Raw genomic sequence first — 16,344 nt, forward strand, 5'->3', positions numbered from 1 at the left:
GACCAGAGCGGCCCGCCCCAAATGGGGCGTGCAATCGGGCTCCACCTCCAGCAATCCTGAGCGGGTTTCGGGAGATCATCATGCGATTGCTTGGGGGCATAGCATTCATCGGCGCGTCGGTGCTCGGCGCTCTCGACGCGCACGCCGTCGATATCTCCGGCATCTGGAAAGGGGCGATCAGATGTTCCTGGGGAAGTGGTAGCCTGAACATCACCGTCGGCAGGGATGGGAGCATCTCCGGGGGCGTCACCAACGGAACGGTCACGTCAGGCTCGGCGAGAGGACGGTCGGTGCGGTTCAGCACGACCAACGCTTTCGGGAATGTGAGCAATTTCACCGGCACGATCGTCGGTGACGACATGAGCGGGACCTACAGCCAGGGTACGACGTCGGAAATCTGCAACTGGGATGCCAGTCTGCGAACGGGCATCCGAACCAGCCAGTCGCCAAATCCGGGAAAGGACCCGGAGCCGGATTATTCCAGACTCGACGCGAAGAAGAAGCGCGCGGCACGGGAGAAGGATGCGCGGTCGTTCCTGACGGCAGGCGCCGCAGCTGCGCGATATTGCACCTATGCCGACCAAATGACCGCAGCGGGGCGGTTTTCGCAAGCCGCCGAGGCATTCAGGCTAATGGGGGATTCGATTCGGGAAACAAAGGCCGACAGGCTGGCAAAGGCAGCGTCCGCCAGAGCGGACGTGTGCCAGCGCAAGCAAAGGGCGGCGCGCGCCGCGCCGGTCAAAAAGGCGGATCAGGTTGCCAAGGCCGGGTCGAAGGACACGACGAAGGAATGCAAGGCTCTCGCGGATTACCAGAAGAAGCTGGCGAAGGCCGGCGAGCTGGAGGCTTCGTTGAAGGTCAGGCTGCAGGCCAAGCTGAAGTTCAAATGCCGGTAGTGGCAGCGCAAGAAGGCGTCTCGTTTCGATCACCACCGGCGAAGCGCTCGCCAGGTCCGAGCTGTCCTTCGTCATCAAGGTTTCCCCAAGGCCAATCAGGCCTCATTGACACTCCGTCTGGGAATCCTGCGCTTCCCCCTGCTCTGCCGGCGATTCCTTGCCCTTTGCTGCCTTCGCCACGAGCTTGGCCTCTTTCTTCTGCGCCTTGGCCTTGTGTCGCTGACGATGGCCTGACGGGCGGTATCGAGCGCCGTCTTCTACTTCGTCGTCGCGGCAGCGCTGGCGGAAAACGAGCCCGCCGCGACCACTAGAGCGTTTCCATTTTTCACGGAAACGCTCTAAGTTTTTGTTTTCACCGCATTTTTGCAACGCCAAGTGATCCCACTTGGCTACAAGATGCTCTAAGCAGCACGCTCGCGCTCGAAGACACTCGAGATGAATGCGGCTCCAATCCATCTCCCGAAATCAAGAAGATTCGCACATCATAAAATAATAATGATCTCAAATATCATTTCAATCATCGGCATGAATTACTATAGTTGCAAACTAAATTTCATAAGTTAGAAGTTTTCTAATATAATGATACTCGGTAATACTGGATTTTATTTCCAATAATAGTTGCCTCCGTAAAATCTGCTGTCTACAACCGAATCGGCATTACCCTAGGTTGCAAGAGGCGCGCATGCGGCAGGCTCGATATGGCTTCATCCGGTCGACGACCTTCCTGAGTGGCCTTGCCGGATTGTCATCGGGCCTTCTGCTTTTGCCGACCAACGTCCTGGCCAACTGCACGACCACGGGCGGCGTCACGACTTGCAACACCTCTGCCCCCAATCCCTATACGACCCGCGTCGGCACCGGTCCGAGCGACAACAACCGGACTGTCAACGTCGGCAGCGGCGCGACGATCAATGTCACCGGCAACAACGCCATCAGCCTTGGCAATGGGGCCGCCATCACAATCGACGGCACCGTCCGCAACAACGCCGGCACGCCGAACGGGGCCGGCACTTCGAACACCGGCAACAATACGGTTGAATTCGGAAGCAACAGCACGCTGACGATCAATGCCGGCGGCAGCATCATCGCGTCGGGCACCTCCACCAATTCGGAAGCGATCAACCCGACCGGTTTCGGCAACACCATCCTGAACTACGGGCTGATCCAGGCCACCAACAGCGCCGCCATCTGGTTCGAGGACCGGGTCACGGGCGGGAAGAACGTCGTCGACAATTACGGCACCATCGAAAAGGTCGGCGGCGGCAATGTGATGGGCAGCAGCGGCAGCTCCGGCATCACCTTCTACAACCGCACCGGGGCGAAGATCCTCGGCAATCTGAGCTTCAGCGGCGGCAATGACGACCTCATCTTCGAAGCGGCCTCGACGGCTTCCGGCGCCATCAACGGCGGCGGCGGAACCAACAACCTGACACTGCAGGGAGCGGCCGGATCGAACGACACGCTGCCCGGTAGCATCACCAACTTCACCACCCTGACCAAGGACGGGCAGGGCCAGTGGACCGTGTCGGGCAGCCTCAGCGGCTTCACCATCGTCACCGTGAAGAACGGGGTGCTGGCGCTCACCGGCAACAATGCCGGCTATACCGGCAATCTCATCGTCGATCCGACCGGCATATTGGAGGCGCGCGCCCAGAGCCTGCCGACGAAAACGCCGGCCTCGGCCAACGTCAACAATGTCCAGAACAACGGCCTGGTGCGCTTCACACAGGGCGACGACGGCATCTATACGGGGCAGATCACCGGTTCGGGGTCGGTGGTCAAGCTGGGAGCCGGCGTGCTGACGCTGACGCCGGCAGCTCCTGCCGGAAACACCTTCCTCGGCGGCCTGTCGATCAACCAGGGAACCGTGGCCGCGGCAGCCGACAATGCGCTCGGCGGCGCCACCGGCGCGCTGACCTTCAATGGCGGCACACTGCGCCTCAACAGCAGCTTCGACCTTGCCGGCGGTCGCGCCGTCACGCTCAATTCGGCCGGCGGCACCATCGACACGCAAGGTTTCCAGTCCACGATCGGACAGGGCATCACCGGTTCCGGTGCGCTCACCAAGGCCGGTTCCGGCACGCTGGTGCTCAACGGCGCCAACAGCTATGCCGGCGGCACGGTGATCAATGGCGGCACGGTCCGGGTCTCGAATGACGGTAATCTCGGCGCGGCCTCCGGCGGCGTCACCTTCAACGGCGGCACGCTGCAGCTCAACAGCAGCTTCGACCTCAATGGCGGCCGTGCCCTCACCCTCAACGCGGCCGGCGGCACCATCGACACGCAAGGCTTCCAGTCGACGATCAGCCAGGGCATCACCGGCGCCGGCGCACTCACCAAGGCAGGCAGCGGCACACTCACGCTGACCGGCGCCAGCAGCTATGGCGGCGGCACGACGATTGCCGGCGGCACGCTGCAGCTCGGCAATGGCGGCACCTCCGGCTCGATCCTCGGAAATGTGACGAACAATGGCACGCTCACCTTCAACCGCTCCGATGCGGTCAGCTTCGGCGGACTGATTTCGGGAACGGGTGCTGTCCAGCAGATCGGTTCCGGGATCACGACACTCACCGGCGCCAACAGCTATGCGGGCGCGACAACGGTCGGCGCCGGCACGCTGATCGTCAACGGCAATCAGGCTGCCGCGACGGGCGACACGAACGTCAATGCCGGTGCCACCATCGGCGGCACCGGCACCATCGGCGGCAGCATGACGGTTGCGAACGGCGGCACGCTTGCCCCGGGCAATGTCGGCACAACGCCAGGAACGCTCACCGTCAACGGCGCGCTCGCGCTCAACGACACCACGAACCTCAACTACAATTTCGGCCAGGCCAATGTGGCGGGCGGGCCCTTCAACGACCTCACCAATGTCGCCGGCAGCCTCACCCTCGACGGCAAGCTCAACGTCAACCTGACACCGGGCGGTTCCTTCGATCCGGGCGTCTACCGCATCATCAACTATGGCGGCGCGCTGCAGAACAACACGCTGGATATCGCGAGCCTGCCGCCCGGCACGCCGCCGAACACCTTCTTCGTGCAGACCTCGGTGGCAAACCAGGTGAACCTCGTCAACACCGCCGGCCTGCAGCTCACCTTCTGGGATGTCGGCCCGAAGAACAATGGCGCAGTCAATGGCGGCACCGGTACCTGGCAGAATGCCGGCGCGGCGGACAACTGGGCCGACCAGTCCGGCGCGGTCAACGCCCCCTGGGCCGACAGCGGCTTCGCCATCTTCATGGCGACGCCGGGCACGGTGACCGTCGACAATGGCAACGGCGCGGTGCGCGCCGCCGGCATGCAGTTTGCCAGCGACGGCTACGTCATCGAGGGGGGCACGCTGACGCTGGTCGGCGCGCCGACATCGATCATCAAGGTGGGCGACGGCACCAGCGGCGGCGCGGCCTATACCGCCACCGTCAACTCCGTGCTCGCCGGGGCGACGCAAGTGGTCAAGACCGACCTCGGCACGCTGGTGCTCAACGGCGCCAACACCTACACCGGCGGCACCGCCATCAATGGCGGCACCGTGCAGGCGTCGAGCGACGGCAATCTGGGCGCCGCGGCAGGCGGGCTGACCATCGACGGCGGCACGCTGCAGCTCGGCGCCAGCTTCAACCTCAATGCCGGCCGCGCCATCACGCTCAATGCCGGCGGAGGCACCGTCGACACGCAAGGTTTCCAGACCACGGTCAGCCAGGGCATCACCGGCGCCGGGGCTCTCACCAAGACGGGAACCGGCACGCTGACACTGACCGGAGCCAACGCCTATACCGGCGGCACGACGATTTCAGCCGGCACGCTTCAGCTCGGCGATGGCGGTACCTCCGGCTCCATTGCCGGCGACGTCACCAACAACGGCACGCTCGCCTTCAACCGTTCCGACACCGCCACCTTCGCGGGCGTGATCTCCGGTACGGGTGCTGTCCAGCAGAACGGCACCGGCACGACGGTGCTGACCGCCGCCAGCAGCTACACGGGCGGCACCACGATCAACGCCGGCACGCTGCAGCTCGGCGATGGCGGCACGTCAGGCTCGATCACCGGCGACGTCACCAACAACGGCACGCTCGCCTTCGACCGTTCCGACGCCATCAGCTTCGGCGGGCTGATTTCGGGAACGGGCGCGGTCCAGCAGATCGGCTCCGGCATCACCACGCTGACCGGGTCCAACAGCTATACCGGCACAACCACGGTCGGCGCGGGCACGCTGATCGTCAACGGCAACCAGACGGCAGCGACCGGCGCAACGATTGTCAACGCAGGCGCCACCATCGGCGGCACCGGCACGATCGGCGGCGACGTCACCATCGCCAATGGCGGCACGCTCGCCCCTGGCGACGTCGGCACGACGCCGGGCGCGCTGACCATCAACGGCGCGCTCGCGCTGAACGACACCTCGAACCTCAACTACAATTTCGGCCAGGCCAACACGGTGGGCGGCGCCTTCAACGACCTGACCACGGTCGGCGGCAACCTCACTCTCGACGGCAAGCTCAACGTCAACCTGACGCCGGGCGGCTCCTTCGATCCCGGCATCTACCGGGTGATCAGCTATGGCGGCACGCTGACCAACAACACGCTGGACATCGCCAGCCTGCCGCCCGGCACGCCGCCGGGCACCTTCTTCGTGCAGACCTCGGTCGACAAGCAGGTAAACCTCGTCAACACCACCGGACTTCAGCTCACATTCTGGGACGGCGACGCCGGTCCGAAGAATGACGGTGCGGTCAATGGCGGCAACGGCACCTGGCAGAACGCCGGCGCCTCGGACAACTGGACCGAGCAGAGCGGCGCGCTCAACGCGGCCTGGCAGGACAGCGGCTTCGCCGTGTTCATGGCGACGCCCGGCACGGTGACGGTCGACAACGGCAACGGCGCGGTGCGGACCGTCGGCATGCAGTTCGCCAGTGACGGCTATGTCATCCAGGGCGACACGCTGACCCTGGCCGGCGCGCCATCCTCGACCATCCGCGTCGGCGACGGCACCGCGGCAGGCGCCGGCTACACGGCCACGATCGATGCCGTGCTTGCCGGCGACAGCCAGCTCGTCAAGAGCGACCTCGGCACGCTGGTGCTCAACGGCGCCAACAGCTACACCGGCGGTACCGCCATCAATGGCGGCACCGTACAGGCGTCGAGCGACGGCAATCTCGGCGCCGCTTCCGGCGCCCTCGCCTTCAACGGCGGCACACTGCGCCTCGGCGCGAGCTTCGATGTCGGTGCGGCCCGTGCCGTCACGCTCGATGCTGGCGGCGGCACCATCGACACGCAGGGCTTCCAGTCGACGCTCAGCCAGGGCATCACCGGCGCCGGCGCGCTCACCAAGACGGGAACCGGCACATTGACGCTGACCGGCGCCAGCACCTATGGCGGCGGCACCACGATCTCGGCCGGCATGCTGCAACTCGGCAATGGCGGCACCTCCGGGTCCATCACCGGCGATGTCGCCAACGAGGGCGTCCTGGCCTTCGACCGTTCCGACACGCTCACGCTTGCCGGCGTGATCTCCGGCAGCGGCGCCGTGCAGCAGAACGGCACCGGCACCACGGTGCTGACCGGGACCAACAGCTACACCGGCGGCACCACGATCAACGCCGGCACCCTGCAGCTCGGCGATGGCGGCACTTCGGGTTCGATCACCGGCGACGTCGTCAACAACGGCATCCTCGCCTTCAACCGTTCGGACGCCTTCAGCTTCTCCAACGGCATTTCCGGATCGGGCGGCGTGAACCAGATCGGCTCCGGCGTAACGACGCTGACCGGCGCCAGCATCTATACCGGCGCCACGGTCGTCGAGAACGGCACGCTGGCGCCCGGTGCCGCCGATATCTTCAGCCCGACCTCCGCTTTCTCGGTGCTTTCGGGTGGCACGCTGGCGCTCAACGATTTCGACCAGACCGTGGCTTCACTGTCCAATGCCGGCCTGGTCGACCTCGGCGGCACCAAGCCGGGGACGACGCTCACCGTTTCCGGCGCCTATGCCGGCAATGGCGGCACGGTCCAGCTTGCCACCGCTCTCGGCGGCGACAACTCGCCAACCGACAAGCTCGTGATCAATGGCGACACGGCCGGCTCCAGCCTGCTGAAGGTCGTCAATGCGGGCGGCATCGGCGCGCCGACGGCGCAGGGCATCAAGGTGATCCAGGTGGATGGCGCTTCGGCCGGCGCGTTCTCGCTGGTCGGCGACTTCACCTTCAACGGCGACCCCTCCATCGTTGCCGGCGCCTACGCCTACCGCCTGTTCCAGGGCGGTGTTTCGACACCGGCGGACGGCGACTGGTACCTGCGCTCGCAGCTGAAGCCGACGCCGCCGGAGCCGGGGGAACCGGAGGAGCCGCAGCTCAATCCGGGCGTGCCCATCTTTGAGGCCTATCCGCAGCATCTGCTCGGCATGAACGGCCTGCCGACGCTGCAGCAGCGCACCGGCAACCGCTACTGGAGCGGAGGCGGCGCCAATGTGGTGGCCGAGGGCGCCGACGCGCCTGCCGAGAACCCGGTGCCGGACGGCGTCACGCCAACCTCGCAGGAGGGTCGCGGCATCTGGGGCCGGATCGAGGGCGCGCACAACAGCATCGATCCCGCCTTCTCGAGCAGCGGCACCACCTACGACCAGAACATCTTCCGCTTGCAGAGCGGCCTGGACCTGCTGCTGACCGAGAACGAGGCCGGCCGCCTGCTCGGCGGCATCGCCATGCACTATGTGCACGGCAAGACCGATGTGACGGCCCCCAGCGGGGACGGCAGCATTTCGAGCGATGGCTACGGTCTTGCCGGCACGTTGACCTGGTACGGCAATGACGGGCTCTATCTCGACGGCCAGGCCCAGCTGACCTGGTACGACAGCGACCTGGCATCGGGCACAGCCGGCCGCGCGCTCGCTTCAGGCAACAACGGCTTCGGCTACGCGCTGTCGCTGGAAACCGGCAAGCGCTTCGCGGTCGGCGAAGGGCTGACGCTGACGCCGCAGGCGCAACTGGCCTACTCGCGCGTCAAGTTCGACAGTTTCGTCGATCCGTTCGGGGCCGGTGTCGGATTGGAAGACGGCGACAGCCTGCTCGGCCGGCTCGGCGTCTCGCTCGACCGGGAGAATTCCTGGAGCGCCGCCAACGGCACACTCACCCGCAGCCATCTCTATGGCCTGGCCAATCTGCGCTACGAATTCCTGCAGGGCACGCGTGTGGATGTCGCCACGGTCGATTTCTCGAACAGGACCGACCGGTTCTGGGGCGAGGTCGGCATCGGCGGCTCCTACAACTGGAACGACGACAAATATTCGATCTATGGCGAAGGGTCGGTTGCCACCAGCCTGGCGAGCTTCGGCGACAGCAACGCGATCAAGGGAACACTGGGCTTCCGGGTCAAGTGGTAGGCAGGCGGGCGATTCATGGGGGACGGCCGGCGTCTTGATTAAACCGCAATCGCCCTCCATATAGGGGCGGTAAGCGCGTCCCCGTCAGAGGTTGATGCGTTTTCCCTTCCACCTTCGTCCGACCACGGATGTACTGGCGAGTTGATCGTTGAAGGGACCTCTCGAAAGAGGCAGCAGAGCCGTTGGGCGATATCCCCAGCGGCTTTTTTGTTGCGATGACCTTGACCTAGAGCGTTTCCGTTTTTCACGGAAACGCGGAAGCGCTCTAAGTTTTTGTTTTCACCGCATTTTTGTAACGCCAAGTGATCCCACTTGGCTACAAAATGCTCTAAGGCATTGCCCGCAACCGGCAACGGCACAGGACCACTACGGCCCTGCCGCTTGTTACCTTCTGTTCGAAAGCGTAGGTGCAGCGATGGAAAAACAAAAATTCGATCCGCCGGTGACAGTTCTCGCTGGTCCTTCCGGCGGCCAGGAGACAATCAGCGACGCGACCGGCTGCCTGGATTTCGTGCTTAAAAGATGGCCCGGCAAGCGCAGCGACAAGCACCGTGCCGCACTGCAGGCTTGTTCAGACGCGGACAGCGGACGCCGGCCAGCTTCCTTTGCCCGCAAGGCTTTCATTGCCGCGGCGCGAGAAGCTGGCATCCTGGTGACATCCTAGGAGCAGTTACAGCAAAAGTGCGCAGCCGTTTTGCGTCCGGAATTGCGTAAACACAAAGAGCTGGAGCGTTTCCGACAAAACCGGAAACGCTCCAGGAGCCTGACCCGGAACACCTGCTTTCGATATCTATGACATCGCCGCTCGTTTGACCCGGTGGCAACACCGGGGACGTTGAACATCGATTTCGACGTCGTCCGACCGGTCCGTTGTCACCGACGTCCCGGGGTCGGTCGGGCCTCATTCACGCTTCGTCTCGGGTTCCTGCGATTCTTCCTGCTCCGCCGGCGAATCCTTGCCCTTTGCCGCCTTGGCCGCGAGCTTCGCCTCTTTCTTCTGCGCCTTGGCCTTGTCGCGCTGGCTGCGTTCGTATCGATAGTTAGGCTTCATCGCCATTCCACGTTCTCCGTTTGCCGGCATCGTACGCTTCATCGAGCGAAATGCTACCGCTCGCGCAGATATGGAAGAAGGCCTCGTCCTGGCAGAGGTGATTTTTCCGGCCCAATCCTGCGCGTTCGTGTCCAAGAGATCGTACGCTCCAGTCCAACACAGCCACCGGGCGATCTGCCTAATCTGTACGTCGCAGGGGCAAGCCGGCCGCACAAAAAGAGCCGCAAACAACTCACCGCAGCCAGCTTCAGCCTCTGCACCAGGTCCCATCGGGGAGCTTGGTTTGCCACGCTTCAGGGAGAGGAGGCACAAATGGCTGGCTCTGTGAGCACCGAAGACAACACTGAAAATCTGGATTTCTCGACACGGCCCGTACCGCCCGAACACCGCATGTCGAAGGGATCGCTGACGATGGCCTGGTGGGCGGTATCGAGCGCCGTGTTCTACTTCGTCGTCGCGGCGGCGCTTGCGCAGGGCTTCGGCGCCAGGAATGCCATCATCGGCATGCTGCTGTCCGTCGTCGTCTACAGCGTCGTCAATTTCGTCATTTCCCGGTTTGCGATCAGGACCGGGCTTTCCGTCGCGCTGTTCTCGCGCATCCTGTTCGGCAATGCGGGGGCTGCACTTGCCACGCTGATCTTCTTCGTGACGGCGATCTACTATGCCGTGTTCGAGGGGTCGGTCATCGCGGTCGGCATCCAGACCGTGCTGCCCGGCATCAGCTACGAATGGGCGGCGCTCATCGTGGTGCTCTACAGCGTGCCGATGATCCTCGGCTCGATCCAGCACTGGCTGGACAAGCTGAACGGCGTGCTTTTGCCGCTCTATCTCCTCGGCCTCGTCGCCGCCGTGGTGATGGCGATCGCCGAATATGGCTATTCCAATGCCTGGCTGTCGGTCGGGCCGGCAGGTGGCGCCCCCGCCGACGGCTGGTGGCACTGCTTCGTCTACTTCATGGGGGTGTGGATCCTCATGATGTACACCTTCGACTATTCCCGCTTCGGCCGCGAAGAGGACATCGACTACCACTCCCGGATCAATTTCGGCATGCCGTTCTACCTGATGGCGCTGATCGTCAACGGGCTGTTCGGCATCTTCCTGGTCGGTACCGTGCCGATGGACGGTCCCCTGTCCGAAGTGTCGGTCCTGCTCGCTTTGCTGAAGCTGATGGGCATCGCCGGGCTGCTGTTCGTCTGGGTGACGCAGACGCGCATCAACAGCGCCAACTTCTACCTCGCCACCGTCAACATGGAGACGTTCTTCGCGCAGCTGACCGGAAGGCGGGTCGGCAAGATCGTCTGGGCGATCGTCGTCGGCGCCATCGTCTATGCACTGATGCTGGCGGATGTCTTTGCCTATCTGCTCCAGGCGCTCGCCTATCAGGGCATCTTCGTCGTCGCCTGGGTGGCGATCGCGCTGACCCATATCCTGTCCTCGCGCTATGACAGGCTGTTCGGCGGCGTGCTCGAATACCGCAGCGACCATATCCCGGCCTTCAACCCCTGCGGCATCTCCGCATGGTTCGGCGCCGCCGCCATCGGCCTCGCCCTGCAGCAGATGGGTGGGCTGACCGCCAGCTTCTCGGCCCCAGCCACCGCTCTCGTCGCCGCCACCATCTATGGCGGGTTGCTGACGCGGGCCAAGCCCGGCTGGTTCGTCAAGGGCGCAGCCTGACCTTCGGGTCAGGCACCCTTTCTTCCTTTTGAAATCGCCTACGGAGTTCTTTGCCCATGACCTACCGCATTTCTGTCGACACCGGCGGGACCTTCACCGACGTCGTCGTCAGCGACAGTGCCGGCACCTTCACCATCGGCAAGTCGCTGACCACGCCCAACCGCATCTTCGAAGGCATGCGCAATGCCATCGCGCATGCGGCGGAGCATCTGGGCATCACGCTCGAAGACCTGCTCAGCGACACCGCGCTTTTGATCTACGGCACGACGCGGGCGACCAACGCCATCGTCACCAAGAGCGCGGCCAGGACGGCGCTTCTCACCACGGCGGGTTTCCCCGACGTGCTGGTGCTGAAGGAAGGCGGCAAGTTCAACCCGCATGATTTCTCGCAGGACTATCCGCATCCCTACATTCCGCGCCGGCACACGTTCGAGATCGAGGAACGCATCGATTCCGAAGGTCAGGTGGTCATCCCGCTCAACGTGGCCGAAGCCCGCAAGACGATCGCGGGGCTCGGCGAAGAGGGGTTCGAGGCCATCGCCGTCTGCTTCCTGTGGTCGATCGCGAACCCCGCCCATGAGCTGCAGGTCGGCAGCCTGATCGAGGAGGTGCTGCCGGGCGTGCCCTATACGCTGTCGCATCAGCTGATCCCGGTGGTGCGCGAATACCGCCGGGCGTCGGCGACCGCGATCGACGCTTCGCTGAAGCCGCTGATGCAGGCGCATCTGCGCGACCTCGAAAACGACCTGCGCCTGGCCGGTTATCAGGGCGAGATCCTGGTCAGCACCGCGGCCGGCGGCTGCTCCAGCATCGACGGCCTGATCGAGAAACCGATCTATACGGTGGGTTCAGGCCCGGCCATGGCGCCGGTCGCGGCAATCAACTACTCACGCCTGGAACAGATGGGCGAGGATGTGATCGTCTGCGACACCGGCGGCACGACCTTCGATGTCGGGGTGGTGCGCGACGGCCACCTGACGTTCAGCCGCGATACCTGGCTCGGCCCGCGCTACACCGGCGACCTGCTCGGCATCTCGGCCGTCGACATGCGCTCCATCGGCGCCGGCGGCGGCTCGATCGCCTGGATCGACGATGGCGGGCTGATGCGCGTCGGGCCGATGTCGGCGGGCTCGGTGCCCGGTCCGGCCTGCTACGGGCAGGGCGGCACCAGGCCGACGGTTTCCGACGCGGCGGTGGTGCTGGGCTATTTCGATCCGGACTATTTCCTGGGCGGACGCATGCAGCTCGACGTCGATGCGGCGCGCCGCGCCGTCAACGAGGTGGCGGTCCAGATCGGCCTGTCGGTCGAGGAAACCGCCTTCCGCATCCTGAGCCTCGCCAGCGACCTGATGGTGCGCGCCATCGGCGACGTCACCATCAATGAAGGCGTCAATCCGCGCGAAAGCACGATCGTTGCCGGCGGCGGCGCGGCGGGCGTCAACATCATGCTGATCGCCAAGGAGCTCGGCTGCCGCAATGTCGTGCTGCCCAACAGCGCTTCCGCGCTTTCGGCCGCCGGCATGCAGTTCGCGCACATCGTGGCGGAAGAGGCGCAGAGCCTGGTGATGCCGTCGAACCGCTTCGACAGCGAGCGGGTCAACGAGGTGCTGGACAGGCTCGACGAGAAGCTGCACGCCTTCCGGCGCCGGCTCCCCGGGCGCGGCGATGCCTACACGATCGAGCGCTTCGGCGAGGCCCGCTATCTCGGCCAGATCTGGGAGCTCGACACGCCGCTGGCGACCGAACGCTTCGCCGGCAACGGCGATGTCCCGGCCTATCTCGATGCCTTCCACGACGTGCATGAGCGGGTCTTCGCGGTGCGCGACGCCAACAGTCCGATCGAGACGGTGAGCTGGAAGGCGCGCCTGATGGTGGCCCTGTCGGAGCCGCTGACGCCTTCGCCGCCGGCGGAAGCCCGCGCGGCGAAGCCGAGTGCTGCGAACCGCCCCTGCTTCTTCGGCGACAGCACGCCTGCCGAGGTTCCGATCTTCAAGGCCGAAGACCTTGTCCGCGGCAGCCGCATCGAGGGCCCTGCCATCATCGAGGAAACGACGACGACCCTGGTCGTCTATCCGGAGATGGCCGTCTCGATCAGCGGCAACGGCCACTACCTGCTCGAGATCGCCTGAAACCTGATCCGGAAGGATCAGGCGACGCTCGAGTTTTCCATTTGAGGACCATGCCATGACCAACACCACCGAAGCCGATTTCGATCCCTACATGACGGCGATCATCGCCAACCGCATCGACGGCATCATCCGCGAGATGACCAACACCCTGCTGCGCGCCGCGCGTTCGGGCGTCATCAACGGCGCGCGCGATTTCAGCTGCTCGATCTGCACCGGCGACAACCGGCTGCTAGCCTCGGCCGAGGGCCTGCCGATCCACATCTTCGGCAGCCATATGCAAACCAAGGCGATGTGCGACTTCGCCGGCGACGAGTTGCGCGAGGGCGACTGCTATCTGCACAACGACCCCTATTCGGGCAACACCCATGCCGGCGACCACACCTATCTGGTGCCGGTGTTCGTCGACGGCGAGCATCTGTTCACCGCCGTCGCCAAGGCTCACCAGGCCGATATCGGCAACGCGCTGCCCACGACCTACATGGCCGGCGCCAAGGACCAGTATGCGGAAGGGGCCTTGATCTTCCCGGCGGTGCGGATCCAGAAAGACTACCAGATGGTCGAGGATGTGGTCAGGATGTGCCGCTCGCGCATCCGCGTTCCCGACCAGTGGTATGGCGATTTCCTGGCCGGCATCGGCTCGGCGCGCATTGCCGAGCGGCGGCTGAAGGAACTCTGCGCCAAATACGGCAAGGACCAGATCAAGGCGTTCGTGCGCCACTGGTTCGCCTATTCCGAACAGCGCATGGTCCAGGCGATCCGCAACCTGCCGCGCGTGACGCTGCGCAATTCCGGCGCCCATGACCCCTTCGGCGACCTTTTGCCGGACGGCATCCCGCTGAACGTCTCCATCGACATCGATCCCGACGAAGCGATGATCGAGATCGACCTCACCGACAATGTCGACAATGTCGAATGCGGCTTCAACGAAAGCGAGGCGTGTACCTCGGCGTCGACGATCACCGGCATCTTCAACGCGCTGGACACCTCGGTGCCGCGCAATTCCGGTTCGTTCCGCCGCATCCGCCTGAAGCTGCGCGACGGCTGTGTCGCCGGACGTCCGCAATTCCCGCACAGCTGCTCGGTGGCGACGACCAACATCGCCGACCGGCTGGTGAACATCGTGCAATCGGCCTTTGCCGAACTCGGCGACGGCTGGGGGCTGGCCGAGGGCGGGCTGGGCATGGGCGCGGGCTGCGCCGTGGTCTCGGGAAAGGATCACCGGGTCGACAATGCGGCCTATGTCAACCAGCTGTTCCTGGCCAATGCCGGCGGCCCGGGCTCACCGCTCGCCGACGGCTGGATCACCTACGGCCTGCCGGTCGCCGCCGGGCTGATGTACCGGGATTCCGTCGAGATCGACGAACTCAAGCATCCGATCGCCATCCGCTTCCTGCGCCTGATGCCGGGCACCGGCGGGGCCGGAAAATATCGCGGCGCGCCGGCCATGGAGGTCGCCTATGGTCCGAAGGAACGGCCCATGGAGGTGATCTGGCCGTGCGATGGAACGGTCTATGCGCCCAAGGGTGTTCGCGGCGGCCATGACGGCCTGCGCTGCCAGCACTGGAAGGTCGGCGCCAACGGCCAGGAAGAGGAACTGCCCAACATCGCCGTGCTCACCGTGCGCAAGGACGAGTACGTCAAGGGCAACCAGGCCGGCGGTGGCGGTTACGGCGATCCGCTGGAGCGCGATCCGAGACGTGTGCTGACCGACGTGCTCGAACGCTACGAAACCCCCGACCGCGCCCGCGATATCTATGGCGTGGTGTTCTCGGGCGCGGATGCGGAGGCGATGAAGATCGACGATGCCGCAACCCGGGCCCGGCGGTCGGAGTTGCGTTCAAAACGCGCCGCGTGACGTTCCTCGCCCCCATGGAATGGGCAAGGCCATCACATCGACTGAGGTTCCTTCTCAGACGTTCCGGAATGGATCCCCGACACTCTCCGCTCCCTCCGGTCGCTCACGAGGTCGAGGATGACGGTTGTGAGGGGCGCTTCGGCTCATCGCCGACGCCGGTGGAAGCACTGGCGTTCGCCGTTTGCGCAAGGCATAGGAACTCCGTCATCCTCGACCTCGCAGGGAGCGAAGCGACCGGAGAGTGTCGGGGATCCATTCCGGAACATCGGAGATGGCACCGCGGTCCGTAGCACCATATGCGATTGCCTGGGCCTTGAGCGGAATGGCCGACTGCCGCTATCCGGCATGAAGCCTGCGGTACTCGCCGGGTGACATGCCGGTTTCCTGGCGGAAGACGCGGCTGAAATAGGCCGCGTCCAGGAAACCCGCCGAGTAGGAAATCTCCTCGATCGAGCGCCTGGCGAAATTGCCGCTGCTGAGCATCCGCTGCGCCTCGGCGACGCGGCGGCGGCGAATGACCTCGGTCAGGGTCTCGCCTCTCGCGGCGAAGATCTTCTGTATGTAGCGCGGCGACAGGCCGAGATCGCGGGCGATGGTGGCGCTGGTCAGGCCAGGGTCGCAGACATGTTCCTCGATGAACCGCAGGATGCGCTGGCGGTGGGCGAAGCGGACCGACGTCTCGTCGGACGCGACCGTTCCGGGCACGGTCAGCGCGAGCGCGAGGAGATCGAACAGGGAGCTGCGCAGGAAGCCGGCCTGTGGATCGGACAGCGTCGTGCTGTTGCGCACGACCGATCTGAGGAAGTCCTGGAACAGGCTGACCAGCGGCTGCTCCTTCGGGCATTGCAGCGCCGTCATGTCGTCGATCCAGGGAATGCGCGCCCGCACCATGTCGGCGGGCAGCCGGATGGCCGCGACGGAATTGCGGGTCGGCTGCTTGTAGACGTACGGATCGCCGGTGCCGATGAAGGCGAGATCGCCCGGCCGGACCTCGCATTCGCGCCCGCGCTGGACAAGCTGCAGGCTGGCCGATCCGGGCATCGGCATCATGAAGAAGTCCTCGCCATAGCGGCCGATATGGGTGGGATGCCTTTCGACCGTCATCGGGTCGCTGTGCAGCACCCCGATCCGGATGGAGGCCACATCCTGCACGGTGAGCCGCCCGACTTCGAACAGGCTGGCGGGCGTGGAAAGATCAAGCGGGTAATAATAGGCATTGAGATAGTCGCGCCATGCCGCAAGGCGCGAGCCGATACGGCTGACCGAACCGACATCGATTTTCGCCTCGGCGTCGGCATGCACCTGGCGGTTGACGAAATCGAACTCGGTCCGATCGTCCATCAACGATTGTCCACGATTTGGTGCCC

Annotated in this window: 9 protein-coding genes; 6 read left to right on the forward strand and 3 right to left on the reverse strand. The window is 64.7% G+C overall.

Annotated features, from left to right (window positions below; translation table 11 throughout):
- The first annotated feature begins 80 nt into the window (after positions 1-80).
- Entirely contained in the window at positions 81-896 is an 816-nt protein-coding gene (locus ACFWXH_RS13810; protein ID WP_379121079.1) for a hypothetical protein, read from the forward strand.
- Between the two features lie 102 nt (positions 897-998).
- Here the strand turns inward: ACFWXH_RS13810 and ACFWXH_RS13815 are convergent, their stop codons facing one another.
- Positions 999-1,271, reverse strand: coding sequence for a hypothetical protein (locus ACFWXH_RS13815; RefSeq protein WP_379121081.1), 273 nt, complete (start codon positions 1,269-1,271; stop codon positions 999-1,001).
- A gap of 307 nt (positions 1,272-1,578) precedes the next feature.
- Between ACFWXH_RS13815 and ACFWXH_RS13820 the strand changes: the two genes are divergently transcribed.
- Together ACFWXH_RS13820 and ACFWXH_RS13825 are read left to right on the forward strand one after the other, a co-directional pair.
- Positions 1,579-8,268 (forward strand): autotransporter outer membrane beta-barrel domain-containing protein, encoded by a 6,690-nt coding sequence (locus ACFWXH_RS13820; RefSeq protein ID WP_379121083.1) that lies wholly within the window; start codon positions 1,579-1,581, stop codon positions 8,266-8,268.
- A 415-nt stretch (positions 8,269-8,683) separates the two neighbouring features.
- On the forward strand, positions 8,684-8,932 hold the full coding sequence (locus tag ACFWXH_RS13825; RefSeq protein ID WP_379121085.1) for a DUF982 domain-containing protein: 249 nt from the start codon (positions 8,684-8,686) through the stop codon (positions 8,930-8,932).
- 237 nt (positions 8,933-9,169) lie between these two features.
- Here ACFWXH_RS13825 and ACFWXH_RS13830 read toward each other — a convergent pair whose 3' ends face one another.
- The gene (locus ACFWXH_RS13830; RefSeq protein ID WP_379121087.1) at positions 9,170-9,325 is read right to left on the reverse strand and encodes a hypothetical protein; all 156 of its coding nucleotides are present in this window, start codon (positions 9,323-9,325) and stop codon (positions 9,170-9,172) included.
- Positions 9,326-9,631: 306 nt separating this feature from the next.
- Between ACFWXH_RS13830 and ACFWXH_RS13835 the strand changes: the two genes are divergently transcribed.
- From ACFWXH_RS13835 to ACFWXH_RS13845, 3 genes are read left to right on the forward strand one after another with little or no spacing between them, the layout of a single operon-like run.
- Positions 9,632-10,993: a purine-cytosine permease family protein gene (locus ACFWXH_RS13835; RefSeq protein WP_379121089.1), complete on the forward strand. Its 1,362-nt coding sequence runs from the start codon at positions 9,632-9,634 to the stop codon at positions 10,991-10,993.
- 56 nt (positions 10,994-11,049) lie between these two features.
- Positions 11,050-13,122 (forward strand): hydantoinase/oxoprolinase family protein, encoded by a 2,073-nt coding sequence (locus ACFWXH_RS13840; RefSeq protein ID WP_379121091.1) that lies wholly within the window; start codon positions 11,050-11,052, stop codon positions 13,120-13,122.
- Between the two features lie 55 nt (positions 13,123-13,177).
- Positions 13,178-14,977: a hydantoinase B/oxoprolinase family protein gene (locus tag ACFWXH_RS13845; protein ID WP_379121093.1), complete on the forward strand. Its 1,800-nt coding sequence runs from the start codon at positions 13,178-13,180 to the stop codon at positions 14,975-14,977.
- 336 nt (positions 14,978-15,313) lie between these two features.
- On the opposite strand, the gene ACFWXH_RS13850 is transcribed toward ACFWXH_RS13845, so the two are convergent.
- Positions 15,314-16,318, reverse strand: a complete 1,005-nt coding sequence (locus tag ACFWXH_RS13850) for a helix-turn-helix domain-containing protein (RefSeq protein ID WP_379121095.1) — start codon at positions 16,316-16,318, stop codon at positions 15,314-15,316.
- Positions 16,319-16,344 lie beyond the last annotated feature (26 nt).

This window comes from Mesorhizobium sp. NPDC059054, from assembly GCF_042739215.1.
Classification (GTDB): domain Bacteria; phylum Pseudomonadota; class Alphaproteobacteria; order Rhizobiales; family Rhizobiaceae; genus Mesorhizobium.